Here is a 16,004-nt window from a genome sequence, read left to right on the forward strand (position 1 = left end):
CCGTCTCTCGGGGAAGCGTTGCGCGCGCTCTCAACTCCGTGTGCACCCGTGTCAGTGGAACCTCCTACGATGAGAGGAACATGACTGCACCGCGAGCTGATGCCGAACCTTCCGAATCTGTGGAAGACGGTGCCTGTGCCACGCAGCCTGAGTGGCGCACCCGGCTTGCGCAGCTCGTAGCCCGTCCCTCCGCACGTCGAGTGACCTCGACCGACTCGCGTGAATCAGAACCGTCATCCACCACGCAATTGGCGCTGCAGTTCGAGCTGCGTGAGTTGATCCCACGCTCTGTTGAACGATGGAACGGACCCACTTCGCGCTCGGTGAAACGGGGTCAACCGTCTGGCAGTGGGGTGTATCGGCTCGGCACGCGCCCAGTGCTGCGTACCGAGCGTGGGTGGGCCAAAGGGGCACTGACCTGGTCGAATATTGGCCACCAGGGAAACCGGCTCAGCCTTGCTCTCCAACAACAGCGCTGGTTTCGACAGTTCTATGCGCTCCATCGCGCCGCTGAGACCATCACCGTGGGACAAGACCCGAATTGGGTCTTCTTAGACGACTTCGCAAGCCCCGCACTGTGGGCGATGCTTGCGCAGGCGGACTCGCTCGGGATTGCGCTCGTGGCAGCTGGCTCCCACGCCCCGGTGGAACTCCACGCCCTCGCAGAGCTCAGCCTTGATGCGACTTCCGATGCGAGCGGAGGGCTTCGGATCGAACCGCTGCTTCTCCTTGATGGGGCCCGCGTGGACATTACTGACGCTGGCGTGATCGGCGGACACGGGCTGTACCTCGCAGGGCGTTCGCACGAGCGGGGCGCGGAACGGACGGTACGGCTCGCCCCCATTCCGGCGGGGATCAGTACTGCCGAAGCAGCGCTGTTGACGTCCGCTGAGGCTGCTCAGCCGATTCTCGTGCCTGCAGCAGCCCGGGAAGTCTTTTTCGCCGAAGTGGTTCCTGAACTTCGCGCTGGGTTCCAGCTCGACAGCGCAGACGGCTCCGTGACGCTCCCCGCTCCACAACCCGGCGTGATCGTGCTCACTGCCACCTGGCGCAGTGGACACCGACTCTCGCTGAGCTGGAGCATCGAGGGTGCCGCCGGTTCCCCGGTTCCTGTGCTCTCAGAGTTGCTGCCGCAGGGCCTGATCGGGGAGGAACTCTTTCCTGAGGAATGGCTTGCGGAGCTCCCAGTGCCTTCGGTAAAGGAGCTCCGTGGTGTCGACGCCGCGGCATTCCTCGGCGGTGTTGTGCCGTCGCTCGAGCGTATTCCTGGCCTCGTGGTGCGTCGAGCGGGCAACCCGCCCGACTATCGGGAAGCCGAGGGCGCGCCCATGCTCACCGTCACGACTGTGCCGAGCGAACAGGACGACTGGTTCGATCTGAGCGTCCTCGTGACAGTGGACGGCAAGACTGTGCCCTTTGCGCCGCTGTTTCGAGCCCTCGCACTCGGCCGCAAGAAGTTGTTGCTCGTCGACAACACCTACCTCGCACTCACGCACCCCGCATTCGCGCCTCTCGCCGAGCTGATCGCGGAGGCGCAGGATCTCGATGAGTGGGAAACCGGACCTCGGATCAGCCGACATCAGGTCACCCTCTGGGCCGAGTTCGAAGATCTTGCTGACGAGTCCGAGGCCGCCGTGGAATGGCGCTCACTCGTGCGTGAAATCCGCACTGAGCATCCGGTTCCCGTACCCGTGCCTGCCACAGTGACCGCCGAGCTGCGCCCCTATCAGTTGGAGGGGTTTCACTGGTTGGCCTTCCTCTGGCGCAATCGCCTCGGTGGCATTCTCGCGGACGACATGGGCTTGGGAAAGACGCTGCAGTGCCTCGCCTTGATGGAATATGCACGGACGGGTGCCCCCAGCGGTGGCTCCGACACCGAAGCGGCCATCGGAGGAGCAGCGTCAGGAGAGCGTGGCCCATTCCTCGTCGTCGCGCCAACCTCGGTGATGAGCAATTGGGCGAGCGAGGCCGCGCGTTTCGCCCCAGGGCTGCGGGTGCGCGTACGCACCGCGACAGCAGCGACACTGGGCCGAAGCGTGCGAGACGACGCGGTTGGTGCCGATCTCATCATCACCAGCTACGCACTGTTCAGGCTCGACTACGCGCACTACCAGGCAGTTGCCGAGGACCCGGAGCTGGGTCTCGCGGGACTGATCCTCGACGAGGCGCAATATGTGAAGAACGCACGAGCCCAGGCAAATGAACTCGCCGAGCGGCTGCCCGTGTCGTGGAAGCTCGCGGTGACGGGCACCCCCATGGAGAACTCGCTGCGAGAACTCCACGCGATCTGCCGCATCGTCGCACCCGGACTGTTCCCTTCAGCCCGTCGCTTCGAAGAAGAGTATGTCCGCACGATCGAGCGCCCAGCCTCCGGGGTGTCAGTCGGCCGTGGCGCGGGGAGCGGCCCAGAAACGCAGGCCGGACTCCGAACACAGCGGACCGAGCGCCTGCGTCGGAGGCTGCGCCCATTTCTCCTGCGGCGGACGAAAGGTCTTGTCGCGGCGGAGCTCCCGGAAAAACAGGAGCAGATTCTTGAGGTCGAGCTTGATCCTGGGCACCGTGAACTCTATGACCTGTTCATGCAGCGCGAGCGGCAGAAGCTCTACGGGTTAATTCAAGATCTCGACAAAAACCGCTTCACGGTGTTCCGATCGCTGACTCTGCTGCGAATGCTCGCACTCGACGCATCGTTGATCGACGAGCAGTATGCAGCGATGCCCTCCGCAAAACTTGAAGCGCTCGCCGAACACACCGCAGCGCTCGCATCGGAGGGGCGCCGCGCGCTCGTGTTCAGCCAGTTCACCTCATTTCTTGACCGCGCACGAGAGCGGCTCCGCGCCGCGGGGGTCCGCACGGTGACGCTGGATGGCACGACGCGGAGCCGCGACCGGGTGATCGAGTCATTCCGGGCTGGTGATGCAGACGTGTTCCTCATCAGCCTCAAGGCCGGAGGCGTCGGGCTCAACCTCACCGAGGCCGACACCGTGTTCCTCCTGGATCCCTGGTGGAATCCTGCGAGCGAGGCGCAGGCCATTGACCGCACCCACCGCATTGGGCAGCAGAACCCAGTGCACGTGATCCGGATGATCGCGCTGGGCACCATCGAGGAAAAGGTGCTCGACCTGCAGCGCCGCAAACAGGCGCTGTTTGACGCAGTGATCGATGACGAGCAACTGTTCTCGCACGCGATGACTGCAGCAGACGTCCTCGCCCTGTTTGAGGATCACCCGCCGGCGTAGCTCACGTCCTCAGATGCGCGGTGCTCCGACGCCTCCTACTGCGTCGGCCCGGCTCCGGACCCGGCCGGTGGTTCGGGTTCAGTCACCGTCTGCGCCTTCGACTCGACGTCGGCCGCGAGCGTGCCGAGGTACAGTTCGATCACGCGCGGATCGTTTGCAAGCTCGCGTCCAGGTCCCTCATACGCGTTCGTGCCGTGATCGAGCACATACGCACGATCGCAGATCTGGAGGCAGCGTCTGGCGTTCTGCTCCACCATAATGATGGTGACGCCGGTCTTGTTGATCTGCCTGGTCCGGATAAACGTCTCGTCCTGACGCACCGGGGAAAGCCCGGCGCTTGGCTCATCAAGCAGCAGCACGTGCGGCTGCATCATGAGCGCGCGGGCCATGGCAACAGACTGGCGTTCGCCGCCCGACAGTGACCCTGCAAGTTGGCGACGGCGATCAGCGAGCATTGGGAACAGCTCCCACATCTCCTCGACCCGCGTCACGAATTCTTTCGGCTTGAGGAAGAGCCCCATCTGCAGGTTCTCTTCAATCGAGAGCGACGGGAACACGTTGTTGGTCTGTGGCACGAAGCCGACGCCAGCGCGTACGAGTTCGTTTGTTTTGAGCCCGGTCACATCATTCCCTCCGAGCGTGACGGTGCCCGAGCGAATGTTCACGAGCCCGAACAGGGCTTTGAGGAGTGTCGACTTCCCGGCCCCGTTCGGGCCGATGATGCCGACGAGTTCGCCCTTCCGGGCCTCAAGCGAACAGTTGTTCAAAATATTGATCCCGGGCAGGTAGCCGGCGTCGAGGCCGTCCGCCCGGAGGATGGGCTGTGTGTCGTCGCTCATCGCGATCCTTCCCCGGCCTCACTGGCCACTTCGTCAGCGACTTCTTCAGAGATCGCGCGGATCACTCCGGTGGTCAGCACATCGTCGTCACCGAGGTCGCGGTCATGGTGTGCGCCGAGGTAGGCATCGACCACGGCAGAGCTCGTCATGACGTCTTCGGGGAGGCCCTCGGCGATGATCTCGCCCTGCGCCATCACGACGACCCAGTCTGAAATGTGTCGCACCATGTGCATATCGTGTTCGACAAACAGCACGGTGGTGCCTTCGTCGCGCAGTGTCTGGATATGCTCCAGCAAGCTCTGCGTGAGCGCAGGATTGACTCCGGCCATCGGCTCATCGAGCATGATCATTGACGGCTCAGTCATGAGTGCCCGCGCCATCTCGAGCAGTTTCTTCTGGCCACCGGAGAGTCCGCCAGCCATATCGTTGCGCTTCTCATCGAGCTTGAACCGCCGCAGCAACTCCTCGGCACGCTCGATGTTCTCCCGCTCGCGCTTCGCCCACAGCGGTTTCACGAGCCCGACCCAGAGGTTCTCGCCCGGCTGATTCGCGGCGCCAATGAGCATGTTTTCGAGCACGGTCATACGGCCAAGTGCCTTCGTGAGCTGGAACGTGCGGATCATTCCTGCACGCGCGACCTTTGTCGCGTTGGTGCGTCCCAGTGAGCGACCCTCGAAACTCCAGCGCGCTCGGTCGGCGCCGCCGCCGAAGACGCCTGCGGCGTTGCTGGCCTTGTCAAAGCCGGTGAGCAAATTGAAGAACGTCGTCTTGCCTGCCCCGTTCGGGCCGATGAGCGCGGTGATCGCGCCGCGTTGCACCTGCAAGTGATCGACGCTGACCGCGGTCATGCCACCAAAGCGACGCTCAATTCGGTCGACGGTCAGGATTGGATCCGGCTTGGCCACACCTGGCAGCTGATCCAGTGTGCGCAACTGTGCACGCAGGGCCTCGCGATCGGCGGGGTATCCCGGCGGGAGCGGGCGGCCGGGACGCGGCTGTGAGCTCGTGGGCGGCTCGGTCAAGATTGGCTCAGACATTGAACGACAGCTCCTTCTTGTTGCCCAGTATGCCTTGCGGTCTGAATATCACCAGCAGCATGAGCATCAGTCCGATGAGGATCCAGGACACGATCTCGGTTTGCTGCGCATTCAGGATCGAATCGGGAACGAACTCGCCAGCGACGCTCGTGATCACGAGCCGCACGACGAAGAACAGGATGGATCCGAGCAGCGGGCCGAGGATCGTCGCAGCGCCGCCCAGCAGCATAATCATCCACAGGTTGAATGTGGTGGCGCGGCCCATCCCGTCCGGGTTGATCGCGGCGGGGAATGCCATGATGATCCCGCCAAAGCCACCCATGACGCCTCCGATCATGAGCGCCTGCATCTTGTAGGAAAACGTGTTCTTTCCGAGACTGCGCACGGCGTCCTCGTCTTCACGGATCCCCTTCAGCACGCGGCCCCACGGGCTGCGCATCAGCAGCCAGGTCACGAGCAGAAACAGGATCACGAGCCCCCAGGCCACGATCCGTGACCACCAGTCATCCACGCCAGTGTTGACGTAATCGAGGCTGAGGAACGACGTGCGACCCTCCGGCAGCGGCGAGAGCGCATTGAACTCTTCGCGGAACTGTGGGCTCTGAATGCCGCTGGGGCCGCCGGTGATCGGAGACAGGTTCGCGAGTCGCGCGGTCATGCGGATGATCTCAGCGGCGCCGATCGTCACGATGGCGAGGTAGTCTCCGCGCAGTTTCAGCGTGGGGATCCCGAGCAGCAGCGCGAACAGTGCCGCCGCGAGCATCGAGATCAGTATCGAGGGGAAGAAGCCGAGTCCGCCCATCACCGAGATCACGAACCCGTAGCCGCCGACGAGCATGAAGCCGGCCTGGCCCATGTTCATCAGTCCGGTAAACCCGAAATGAATGTTCAGTCCAATCGCGGCAAGCACGAATGCCGCGGTGATGGGGGACAGTGCGGTCTGCAGTATGGCCTGCAGGAGTCCAATGAGAAAGTCCATGGTGCGTCCCTACCCGACTCGCTCAGCGCGGCCGAAAATACCCTGCGGGCGCACCAGCAGGACGACGATGAGGATAAAGAGTGCTGCGGCGTGTTTGAGATCGCCGGGAAGCCAGATGTTCGCCATTTCGACGATGAGGCCGATAATCATGGCGCCCACTACCGCGCCAAACGCGGTGCCGATGCCGCCGAGCACGACCGCCGCGAAGAGGAGCAGCAGGAAGTGCCAGCCGGTGTTCCATGAGATCCCGTTCAGTACGAGGCCGAGGAGCACACCGGCGAGACCGGCGAGCGCGGAGCTCGCGATCCAGACGATGCGGATCACCCGGTTCACGTCGATGCCTGAGGCTTCTGCGAGCGCCGGGTTGTCTGAGACCGCGCGGGTGGCGCGGCCGAAGCGCGAGTATTTGAGGGCGAGGCCCACCGCGACAATCGCGACGAGCGCGATCCCCATTGCAATGTAGGACTGCACGGTGAGGGTGACCCCGAGCAGTGTGACTGTTGCTGGCGTGCTCGGGTCGATCCGCAGCACGTTCGCACCGAAGAAGAACTGGAAGACATTCTGCAGCACGATCGAAAGCGCAATTGAGACGATCATCATTTGCATCAGGCTCAAACGCCGCTTGCGCAGTGGTCGCCACAGAATCTTGTCTTGCACCCAGCCGAAGATCGCCATGATCAGGACCGAGATCCCGCCGGCGAGCCAGATATTTCCCGTGAGCCCCATGAACAGGAACGCGAGGATCCCGCCCATTGAGAGCATCTCGGCGTGAGCAAAGTTGCTGAGGCCAGTGGTGCCGAACACCAGCGAGAGCCCGACTGCCGCGAGCGAGAGCAGCAGACCCATGCGGATCCCGGAGGCGAACTGCTGCCAGAACCGTGGCCACGAGAAGCCGTCTCCTGATGCCGTCGTCCCAGCGCTGGTCTCGGCGCCCGGCGTCGTGGTCGGCGGTTGCGTCTCGGCGGGCTGCGCAGGATCCGGCTCCGGCTCCGGGGACGTGGATCCCGTAGCCGCCGGATCATCGGTGAGCGGGAAGAGTGCGCTCACGCTTTCGTAGAGCTCCACGGTGACTTCGCGCGACTCCGCGGTTTTGAGAAACTGGCCGCCTGGCAGCGTTGCCGGATCGACGGCGACCGTGTGTGAGCCGGCCTTCGTGACGGGGAAGACCCAGCGGCCGTCCGCGTCGGAAGTCGTCTTCTGCTCGCCGTCATCGAGCGTGAGTGCTACTCCGGCGGCGGGATCTCCCGCGCTGGTCTTGATGATTCCCTGCACGCAGGCGGTCTGGGGATCGGGGGTGCAAGTCGAGACGGCCTGCGCAGGCGGGGCCGAGAACACGGCACCGAATGCTGCGGCGAGGGCGACGACGAACAGCGCGGCCCCGGATAGGCGTCTCCGGATTCCCGGTGATGACGGTTGTCGGGTCACAGTGCCTCCGTGGGTCACGTGGAACGTCGACATCCCATCGACGCTGCTGGGAACTACTAACACGGTGAATCGTAGCGGAGTCTGGCGGATCTGTTGACCGACCGGCCGGTCACTCGCGAGCCGGTGATCGGTAGGATCGACGTATGGCAGAGCGAACGTGGTCTTTTTCCCAGGCATTCCGCAGTATCTTCAGCGGTCCCGCGATCATTACGGAGGAAACGTGGGATGACCTTGAGGCTGCGTTGATCACCGCGGACTTCGGTCCCGATGTGGCTGAGGAGCTCCTGGACAGTCTTCGTGCTGACGTTGAGCGCCACCGCGTCACAGAGGTGAAGGAGATGCGCGGCATGCTGCGTGACGCGGTCGAGGAGCGGCTCGCCGCATACGATCCCACACTACGGCTCACGGACCGGCCTGCCGTGATCCTCGTGGTCGGCGTGAACGGGGTGGGGAAGACCACCACTATCGGTAAGTTCGCCAACTATCTCAAGGCCTTCGACAAGAAGATTGTGGTGGGCGCCGCCGATACGTTCCGTGCGGCAGCCGTTGAACAGCTCGGCACGTGGGCGCAGCGCGCCGGGGTCGATATCGTGAAGCCGCAGCAGCACGGCCAGGATCCCGCAGCGGTGGCGTTCCAGACCGTACAGCGCGCGATCGAGGGTGGCTACGACATCGCGATCATTGACACTGCTGGTCGGCTGCAGACCAAGGGGGGGCTCATGGACGAGCTGGGCAAGGTGCGTCGCGTGATCGAGAAGCAGGCCCCCGTGGCCGAGGTGCTGCTGGTGCTTGACGCGACGACCGGGCAGAACGGTCTCGCGCAGGCGGAGGCCTTCATCGAGCACGCGGGCGTCACCGGGCTCGTTCTGACCAAGCTCGACGGCTCGGCGAAGGGCGGATTTGTGCTCGCGGTGCAGCAGCGCACCGGACTCCCCATCAAGCTCGTGGGTCAGGGTGAGGGCATTGGTGATCTCACCGGCTTCACGCCGCACGTGTTCGCGCAGCAACTCGTGGGCTAGTGCGAATACCCACTGTTCAGCCTCGCGCGAAAACTGACGGTTCAGTACAAATTGGGAGTACATTGGTGAGTGAGGCCTGACGGCTGGGCCACAAGCTGCGGCCGCCGGACCGGAAGTCTCGCCAATCAGGCGAGGCATTCGAGATAAGGGTAGACATGCAGAACCTCACCGTCCTGGGCACCGGCGTCCTGGGATCCCAGATCATCTTTCAGGCGGCATACTCCGGGAAGCAGGTTGTCGCCTACGACCTGAACGACGAGATCTTGGCCAAGTTGCCGGAGCGCTGGGAGTATCTGAAGCCGTTCTACCTGCGTGATCTTCCGGACGCCACCCCAGAAAAGCTCGACGCTGCGGTGCAGCGGATCCGCCCCTCCTCAGATCTGGCGGACGCGCTCTCCGCGGCCGACATTGTCATCGAGGCTGTTCCCGAGCGACTCGATATCAAGCAGAGCACGTGGGAACAGGTCGGCACACTGGCTCCAGAGCAGACGATTTTCTGCACGAACTCCTCGACGCTGCTCCCGAGCGATATTGCTCCGTTCACCGGTCGACCGGAGAAGTTCCTCGCGCTGCACTTCGCAAACGAGGTGTGGCTGCACAACACCGGTGAGGTGATGAGTCACCCGGGAACTGATCCCGCGGTATTCGAACAGGTGGCGGACTTCGCCGCAGAGATCGGCATGGTCCCGATTCGGATCCATAAGGAACAGCCGGGCTATGTGCTGAACTCGCTGCTGGTGCCGTTCCTCAATGCAGGGGCCAAACTGCTCGTGCGCGGCGTCGCCTCCCCAGAGGACATCGACAACACGTGGAAGATCGCCACGGGGTCGCCGAACGGCCCATTTGAGATCTTCGACGTGGTGGGCATGATGACGCCGTACAACCTGGGCATGAGTGGCGATGACCCGGAAATGCGTGAGTTCGCCGAGTACATCAAGCGCGAGTACATCGATAAGGGCTGGCTCGGCAAGGGTTCCGGGCGCGGTTTCTACGACTACAGCGGGAAGTAGCGCTCGGGGCGTGCCGGTGCAGCGCCGGCACGCCCTGACAGGGGTAGAATCGATCCATCATGGCTACTTTCGGAAACCTCTCAGCGCGGCTCACCGACACTTTCAAGAACCTTCGGGCGAAGGGCAAGCTGTCGGCGTCAGACGTTGACAGCACGGTGCGCGAGATTCGACGCGCACTGCTCGAGGCCGACGTGGCCCTCGACGTCGTGAAAGACTTCACCGGCAAGGTGCGCGAGCGTGCCCTCGGCGACGAGGTCAACCAGGCACTGAACCCGGCGCAGCAGGTTGTTCAGATCGTCAACGAGGAGCTTGTGGCTATCCTGGGCGGCGAGCAACGCCGGCTCGAGTTCGCAAAGAAGCCGCCGACCATCATCATGCTGGCCGGTCTCCAGGGCGCCGGGAAGACCACGCTCGCTGGCAAGCTCGCGAAGTGGCTGAAGGATCAGGGCCACACGCCGATGCTGGTCGCGTGTGATCTCCAGCGTCCGAACGCCGTGACCCAGCTCAGCGTGGTTGCTGAGCAGGCCGGCGTCGCGATCTACGCGCCGGAGCCGGGCAACGGTGTGGGCGACCCGGTCAAGGTTGCACGGGGAGGCGTTGCTGAGGCGCGCGCCAAGCTGCACGACTTCGTGATCGTTGATACGGCGGGCCGCTTGGGCGTTGACGAGGAGCTCATGCAGCAGGCCTCGAACATTCGCAAGGCGATCGATCCCGACGAGGTGCTGTTCGTCATCGACGCAATGATCGGCCAGGATGCCGTCGCGACGGCGCAGGCGTTCCAAGAGGGCGTTGATTTCACCGGCGTCGTGCTCACCAAGCTCGATGGCGACGCTCGCGGTGGTGCGGCGCTTTCGATCCGTGGCGTCACCGGCCGTCCAATCCTGTTCGCATCGACCGGCGAGGGCCTCGGTGACTTCGAGCCGTTCCACCCGGACCGCATGGCGAGCCGGATCCTGGATCTCGGCGATATCCTCACCCTGATCGAGCAGGCGCAGAGCGCATTCGACGAGGGCGAAGCTCGCAAAGTTGCCGAGAAGATCGCGAAAGACGAGTTCACCCTCGATGACTTCCTCGGCCAGATGCAGCAGCTGCGAGGTGCTGGGTCCATCAAGAAGATGATGGGCATGCTGCCGGGCATGGGCAAGATGAAGGATCAGCTCGAGAACTTCGACGAGCGCGAGATCGTGCGCACCGAGGCGATTATCCAGTCGATGACCCTCGCCGAGCGTCAGAACCCGAAGCTACTGAACGGTTCGCGTCGCCTCCGTATCGCGCGCGGATCGGGCATGACCGTCACCGATGTGAACGCCCTCGTGCAGCGCTTTGAGCAGGCAGCCAAGATGATGAAGACCGTTGCCCGTGGCGGCGTGCCCCAGATCCCGGGGATGGGGCCGATGCCCGGCATGGGTGGTCACGGCGGCAAGAAGAAGGTCCAGTCCAAGAGCAAGGGCAAGAAGCAGTCGGGAAACCCGGCAAAGCGTGCGCAGGAGCAGGCGGGGATCGCAGCGAAGCAGAGCGCCGCGCCAGCGGCTGGCTCAGGATTTGGCCTAGGCGCCGGCGGCGGTGGCAACGCGCAGCCCTCCGAAGAAGAGATGGCGAAGTTGCAGCAGATGCTCGGCAAGGGTCTGCGGTAAGTGACGGCCCCGGCGCATTCCGACGGGGCGTCGGGGAGCGGCTCGCGCAGTTTCGCGCGGAGTGGCCGGTTCGCATTACCTGGGCGCAGGTGCGCGCCGCGGAGCCGACGGTATTCCGTCAGGCTGCGTGGGGCGCGATCCTGTGTGTCCCAGCGGCAGCGTTGCTGGTGCTCTGGGTGGCGCTGAGCTTTGAATTTCCGATCCAAGTGGAGCTCCCTGAGTGGCTGGACTGGACGCGTGGTTTTCTCATCGTCGCGATCATGTGGGGCGGTCTGCTCCTGGGGATCTGTGCCGCGGTGCTGATCACCCGGCCGAGTGAGCTGCGACGCGAGCTGGCGTTCCGCGGTTTTGCCGCTGAGCGCGGGCTGCTGTACGCGCGCTACGGTGTGCAACCGCCCGCGAGAGGCATCTCGTTCGCCGAGGGCACAGATGGCACGGCGCGGGTGAATGCGCGCAATCGCTCGCGCGGAATACCGGAGCTGGACGGATCGCAGAGCCGGTTCCGGGCGAACTTTGCACTGTCGCGCGGCGGGGCAGGAGTCGAACCCGATCTGCAGATCGCCGTTGCCGGGTACACCGGCGGGAAGAACGATCCGCGTGGTCCGCGCGCCGCGTTTCGGTATCTGCAGCTGAGCGTGCCGCGTCAGCTTCCGCACCTTTTCATCGACTCAGTGCGCAATGGTCGCCTCCGCCAGATCCTTCCAGGCACGCTGCGCCTCAAACTGGAGGGTGACTTCGACCGCCACTTTGTGGTCTATGTACCAGAGGGGTATGAGCGGGACGCGCTCGAACTCCTGACACCTGACGTGATGGCGAGCCTCATCGACTACGGACGTGAGTGGGACATCGAAGTCGTCGAGGATCGCTTGATCGCGGTGTCGAACCGGATCAGGCGGCGCAACGATCGCACCGAGACCTGTGCCATGCTGCTCTTCGCTGAGCTCGTCGGGTCCGAGTTGGTGCAGCAGGCCACCCACTACTCTGATCCGCGCGCGTTCCGGCCGCGCACACAAGTAGCGGAGGCCGGGCAACGGCTCAGGCGGCGATCGGGCTGGATCGCCACCGTGATCCTGGCGCTTGCCGTTGCGATCATGCTGGGCTATCCGTTCGTGCTGGGCTGGATCCTTGACAGCTAGCACCGCACACGCTGGTGAGTGAGAGGGAAATGGAATGACGCACAGCGCTGAATACTTCATCGGGACCGACATCGTCGCCCGCGATGTGTGGACCACGGTGCCGCTTGACTGGGCGGAGCCGCACGGGGAGACGATTCGCGTATTCGCCAGAGAGCTCGTGGCCGCGGAACGCCGCACTGAGGATCTCCCGTTGCTCGTGCACCTGCAGGGCGGTCCGGGCGGCAAGGGTACGCGGCCACTCGGGCGATCGGCCTGGGTGGGGGCCGCGCTGCGGCGATTCCGGGTCGTCATTCCGGATCAGCGCGGCACCGGGCGCTCCACGCCGCTGTCGGGGGCTGACTTCGCTGCGATGCCTGCCGCGGAGGCAGCGCGCAGGCTCTCGCTGCACCGAGCCGACTCGATCGTTCGGGATCTCGAAGCAGTGCGCGCGACGCACTACGACGGGCGGCAGTGGTGGAGCATCGGCCAGAGCTACGGTGGCTTCCTGACCCTGCACTATCTGTCCGTCGCGCCAGAAGCGCTGATCGCGTCTGCGGTCACCGGGGGTCTCGCTGGCCTGGACCCTGATCCCGATGAGGTGTATCGCCGCACGTTTCCTCGCGTGGCGGCCAAGAACCGGATGTTCCGCGAACGCACTCCGCACCTCACCGATCGGATCTCGCGGATCGCCGATCTGCTCGCGGCTGAGGACGTGCGTCTCCCCGATGGGGATCGCTTGACGGTGCGGCGGTTCCAGACGCTCGGCCTCGACTTTGGGATGGCTCCCGGCTTCGACCGTGTGCATTGGCTGCTCGATGAAGCATTTGCTGACGAGGCCGAGACGAGGCTGAGTGAGACGTTCCTTGCGACAGTCGGATCAGCTACCGGCTTTGCCGCGAACCCGCTGTTTATCGCGCTCCAGGAAAGCATCTATGGACCGGGCCCCTCCGCCTGGGCCGCACAGCGCGCCCGCGATGGGTTGCCCGGGTTTGCGGAGACGTCCCGCCCGCTGCAGTTCACCGGAGAGATGGTGTTTCCGTGGATGTTCGAGGAAATCCGTGCGCTGCGCGGGTTCCGCGCCGGAGTTGAGGTGCTGGCAGCGGGGACCTGGCCGATTGACCTCTACAACGTCGAACGGCTTGCACAGAATCCCGTGCCGGTTGAGGCCGCGGTCTATTTTGAAGACATGTACGTGGACGCCGGGCTGTCACTGGACACTGCGGCGCGTGTGTCAGGGGTGAACGCCTGGGTCACGAACGAGTATGAGCATGACGGCGTGCACCACGAGGGGGTTGCAGAGCGCCTGTTCACGGCTCTTGCGCACCGAATCGGCGGGACTCCACGTGATCGTTTGTGAAAAACCCCTGGTCGCGACAAAAATTGCGATTTATGCCCCACCTGTGGCAAAATAGACAAGTTCACGCAATTCGCGTGCCCAGGCTTTCGCGCAGCGGCACTTCGCCGCAGCGTGTCGTCATCAGACATTCAAGGAGTCATTCATGGCAGTCAAGATTCGCCTCAAGCGCCTCGGCAAGATCCGCGCACCGTACTACCGCATCGTTGTAGCCGACTCGCGCACCAAGCGCGACGGCCGCGTGATCGAGGAGATCGGCAAGTACCACCCGACGGAGAACCCCTCGTTCATCGAGGTTGACTCGGAGCGCGCACAGTACTGGCTCAGCGTTGGTGCACAGCCGACCGAGCAGGTTGCTGCGATCCTGAAGCTTACGGGCGACTGGGGCAAGTTCTCGGGCGAGGGCTCGACCGAGTCGAAGGTGCTCGCACCGACGGCCAAGGTTCCCTTCGAGGTCGACTCCTCAAAGAAGGCCGTGCTCCGCCCCAAGGCCGAGAAGCCTGCAGCCGCTGCAGAGGCTCCCGCGGAGGACGCCGCTGAGGCTCCCGCTGAGGACGCAGCCGAGACCACCGAGGCCTAATTCTCTTGGCTGAGCAGGCGCTTGCTGACGCGCTCGAGCATCTCGTACGCGGCATCGTTGACCACCCCGAGCGGGTGCGTGTCGACGCGCGCGGCGGTTCGCGTGGCGAGGTCCTTGAGGTGCGTGTGCACCCCGAGGATCTCGGCCGTGTGATCGGCCGTGGCGGGCGCACTGCCTCGTCGCTGCGCACCGTAGTTTCTTCGCTCGCCGCTGGTGAGCGCGTCCGGGTCGACGTGGTCGACACTGACGATGTGAGTGACTCCGGCGACGCAGTCGAAGCGACCGACACCGCGACGACCGGAAGCGACGCCTGATGGCCGACGCCCCGGGCGTGCGCATGCTCCCCGTCCCGCTAGCGGGGCGGGGAGTTTGCGTGTCGGCCGCCTCACGAAACCCCACGGGCTCAAAGGGGGAATCAAGCTCGAGCTGTTTACGGACAACCCCGAGCTGCGGTTCACTCCTGGCGCCGAGTTCCATCTTCAAGTGCCGGAAGACTCTCCCTGGTTTGGGCGCGCGATCACGATGCGCGAGCTGCGCTGGTTCAACGAGTCGCCGGTCGGCTTCTTTGAGGAACTCAACGACCGCTCGGATGCGGAGAGCATTGTGCGCGCGATCCTGTGGATCGATGAGCAGGCGGTTGCCGACGGGGAAGAAGACAACGCCTGGTACGACCATCAACTCGTCGGGCTTGACGTGGTGCGTGACAGCGAAAAGCTCGGCACCGTCGCAGAGGTGCGTCACTTCCCGGCGCAAGATCTCCTCGTGGTGAACACTGAGGCAGGCGCTGTGCTCGTGCCCTTCGTCGAGGCTATTGTGCCTCGCGTTGATATCGAGGCCGGAATTGTCTACGTGACGCCTCCGACCGGTCTGTTCGAAGACCGCGAGGCGGAGATCGCTGGTGGGCCGGGTTCCGGGCCTGCACCGGAGCGTACGTCTACTCCGTCAGCCGATGCCACCGCCGGTCCAGCGGATTCTGAGGTTGCCACCACTGAGCCGGTAGCGGAGGACCCCTCCGCATGAGGATCGACATCGTTTCGATCTTCCCAGGGTACTTCGATGCGCTCGAGCTCTCACTGCTCGGCAAAGCGAAGCAGCGCGGAGTGATCGATGTGCGCGTGCACGAGCTTCGCGAGCACGCGCACGACAAACACCGCACGGTTGACGACACGCCTTCGGGTGGTGGCGCCGGAATGGTGATGAAACCTGAACCGTGGGGTGAGGCGCTGGACTCAGTCCTTGGGACCACAGAAGATGGCGTTGAACCGCTCATCATTTTCCCGTCGCCTGCCGGTGAGGTGTTTACGCAGCGGATGGCGCGTGAGCTGGCACAGGAGCCGCACCTCGTGTTCGGCTGCGGCCGCTACGAGGGCATCGACCAGCGGGTGTTTGAGGAATACGCCGAAAGCGGTCGCGTTCGGCTGGTGAGCATCGGCGACTACATCCTGAACGGGGGAGAGGTCGCCACGATCGCAATGGTCGAGGCGATCGCTCGGCTCGTTCCGGGTGTCGTCGGCAATCCGGAGAGCCTGGTCGAAGAGTCGCACGAGGACGGGCTGCTGGAGTACCCGAGTTATACCAAGCCAGCGCTGTGGCGTGGACGCGCAGTTCCGCCGGTGCTGCTCGGAGGCAACCACGCCGCAATCGCTGCCTGGCGCACCGAGCAGAGCATCGAGCGCACTCGTCGCGTGCGCCCCGAACTGCTCACCCCCGAGCAGCGCGGCGAGTCCCGCGGGCGCCACGCAGCTGATTGAGCGCTTCGCTCCACTAGGCTTG

The 16,004-nt window shown here is 64.3% G+C and carries 14 protein-coding genes; 10 read left to right on the forward strand and 4 right to left on the reverse strand.

The features are described from left to right. The first annotated feature begins 80 nt into the window (after positions 1 to 80). A complete protein-coding gene (locus K1X41_RS00515; protein ID WP_220175064.1) occupies positions 81 to 3,239 on the forward strand; it encodes a DEAD/DEAH box helicase in 3,159 nt (1,052 codons plus the stop codon). A 35-nt stretch (positions 3,240 to 3,274) separates the two neighbouring features. On the opposite strand, the gene K1X41_RS00520 is transcribed toward K1X41_RS00515, so the two are convergent. Genes K1X41_RS00520 through K1X41_RS00535 form a run of 4 tightly spaced genes read right to left on the reverse strand, consistent with a single transcriptional unit; the run spans position 3,275 to position 7,519 of the window. Continuing rightward, on the reverse strand, positions 3,275 to 4,078 hold the full coding sequence (locus K1X41_RS00520) for an ABC transporter ATP-binding protein (protein WP_220175065.1): 804 nt from the start codon (positions 4,076 to 4,078) through the stop codon (positions 3,275 to 3,277). Then, complete coding sequence (locus tag K1X41_RS00525) at positions 4,075 to 5,115, reverse strand: ABC transporter ATP-binding protein (protein WP_133617449.1); 1,041 nt, start codon at positions 5,113 to 5,115, stop codon at positions 4,075 to 4,077. The genes K1X41_RS00520 and K1X41_RS00525 overlap by 4 nt, the downstream gene beginning before the upstream one ends. Then, positions 5,108 to 6,094, reverse strand: coding sequence for a branched-chain amino acid ABC transporter permease (locus K1X41_RS00530; RefSeq protein ID WP_132203006.1), 987 nt, complete (start codon positions 6,092 to 6,094; stop codon positions 5,108 to 5,110). The genes K1X41_RS00525 and K1X41_RS00530 overlap by 8 nt, the downstream gene beginning before the upstream one ends. A gap of 9 nt (positions 6,095 to 6,103) precedes the next feature. Further along, on the reverse strand, positions 6,104 to 7,519 hold the full coding sequence (locus K1X41_RS00535; protein ID WP_258566592.1) for a branched-chain amino acid ABC transporter permease: 1,416 nt from the start codon (positions 7,517 to 7,519) through the stop codon (positions 6,104 to 6,106). 143 nt (positions 7,520 to 7,662) lie between these two features. Between K1X41_RS00535 and ftsY the strand changes: the two genes are divergently transcribed. From ftsY to trmD, 9 genes are all read left to right on the forward strand, one after another. Next, a complete protein-coding gene (gene ftsY, locus K1X41_RS00540; protein WP_220175067.1) occupies positions 7,663 to 8,538 on the forward strand; it encodes a signal recognition particle-docking protein FtsY in 876 nt (291 codons plus the stop codon). A gap of 155 nt (positions 8,539 to 8,693) precedes the next feature. Continuing rightward, a complete protein-coding gene (locus tag K1X41_RS00545) occupies positions 8,694 to 9,548 on the forward strand; it encodes a 3-hydroxyacyl-CoA dehydrogenase (RefSeq protein WP_132203010.1) in 855 nt (284 codons plus the stop codon). 59 nt (positions 9,549 to 9,607) lie between these two features. Then, on the forward strand, positions 9,608 to 11,182 hold the full coding sequence (ffh, locus tag K1X41_RS00550) for a signal recognition particle protein (protein ID WP_133617446.1): 1,575 nt from the start codon (positions 9,608 to 9,610) through the stop codon (positions 11,180 to 11,182). A gap of 89 nt (positions 11,183 to 11,271) precedes the next feature. Beyond that, on the forward strand, positions 11,272 to 12,318 hold the full coding sequence (locus K1X41_RS00555) for a hypothetical protein (RefSeq protein WP_220175068.1): 1,047 nt from the start codon (positions 11,272 to 11,274) through the stop codon (positions 12,316 to 12,318). A 34-nt stretch (positions 12,319 to 12,352) separates the two neighbouring features. Next, positions 12,353 to 13,654, forward strand: coding sequence for an alpha/beta fold hydrolase (locus tag K1X41_RS00560; RefSeq protein ID WP_220175069.1), 1,302 nt, complete (start codon positions 12,353 to 12,355; stop codon positions 13,652 to 13,654). 142 nt (positions 13,655 to 13,796) lie between these two features. Then, positions 13,797 to 14,231, forward strand: coding sequence for a 30S ribosomal protein S16 (gene rpsP, locus K1X41_RS00565; protein WP_132203018.1), 435 nt, complete (start codon positions 13,797 to 13,799; stop codon positions 14,229 to 14,231). 5 nt (positions 14,232 to 14,236) lie between these two features. Next, a complete protein-coding gene (locus K1X41_RS00570; RefSeq protein WP_132203020.1) occupies positions 14,237 to 14,545 on the forward strand; it encodes an RNA-binding protein in 309 nt (102 codons plus the stop codon). Between the two features lie 55 nt (positions 14,546 to 14,600). Then, the gene (rimM, locus tag K1X41_RS00575) at positions 14,601 to 15,251 is read left to right on the forward strand and encodes a ribosome maturation factor RimM (RefSeq protein ID WP_220175070.1); all 651 of its coding nucleotides are present in this window, start codon (positions 14,601 to 14,603) and stop codon (positions 15,249 to 15,251) included. After that, on the forward strand, positions 15,248 to 15,982 hold the full coding sequence (gene trmD / locus K1X41_RS00580; protein ID WP_220175071.1) for a tRNA (guanosine(37)-N1)-methyltransferase TrmD: 735 nt from the start codon (positions 15,248 to 15,250) through the stop codon (positions 15,980 to 15,982). The genes rimM and trmD overlap by 4 nt, the downstream gene beginning before the upstream one ends. Positions 15,983 to 16,004: the final 22 nt, after the last annotated feature.

Origin of the sequence: Leucobacter luti (assembly GCF_019464495.1) — a bacterium.
GTDB lineage: Bacteria > Actinomycetota > Actinomycetes > Actinomycetales > Microbacteriaceae > Leucobacter > Leucobacter luti_A.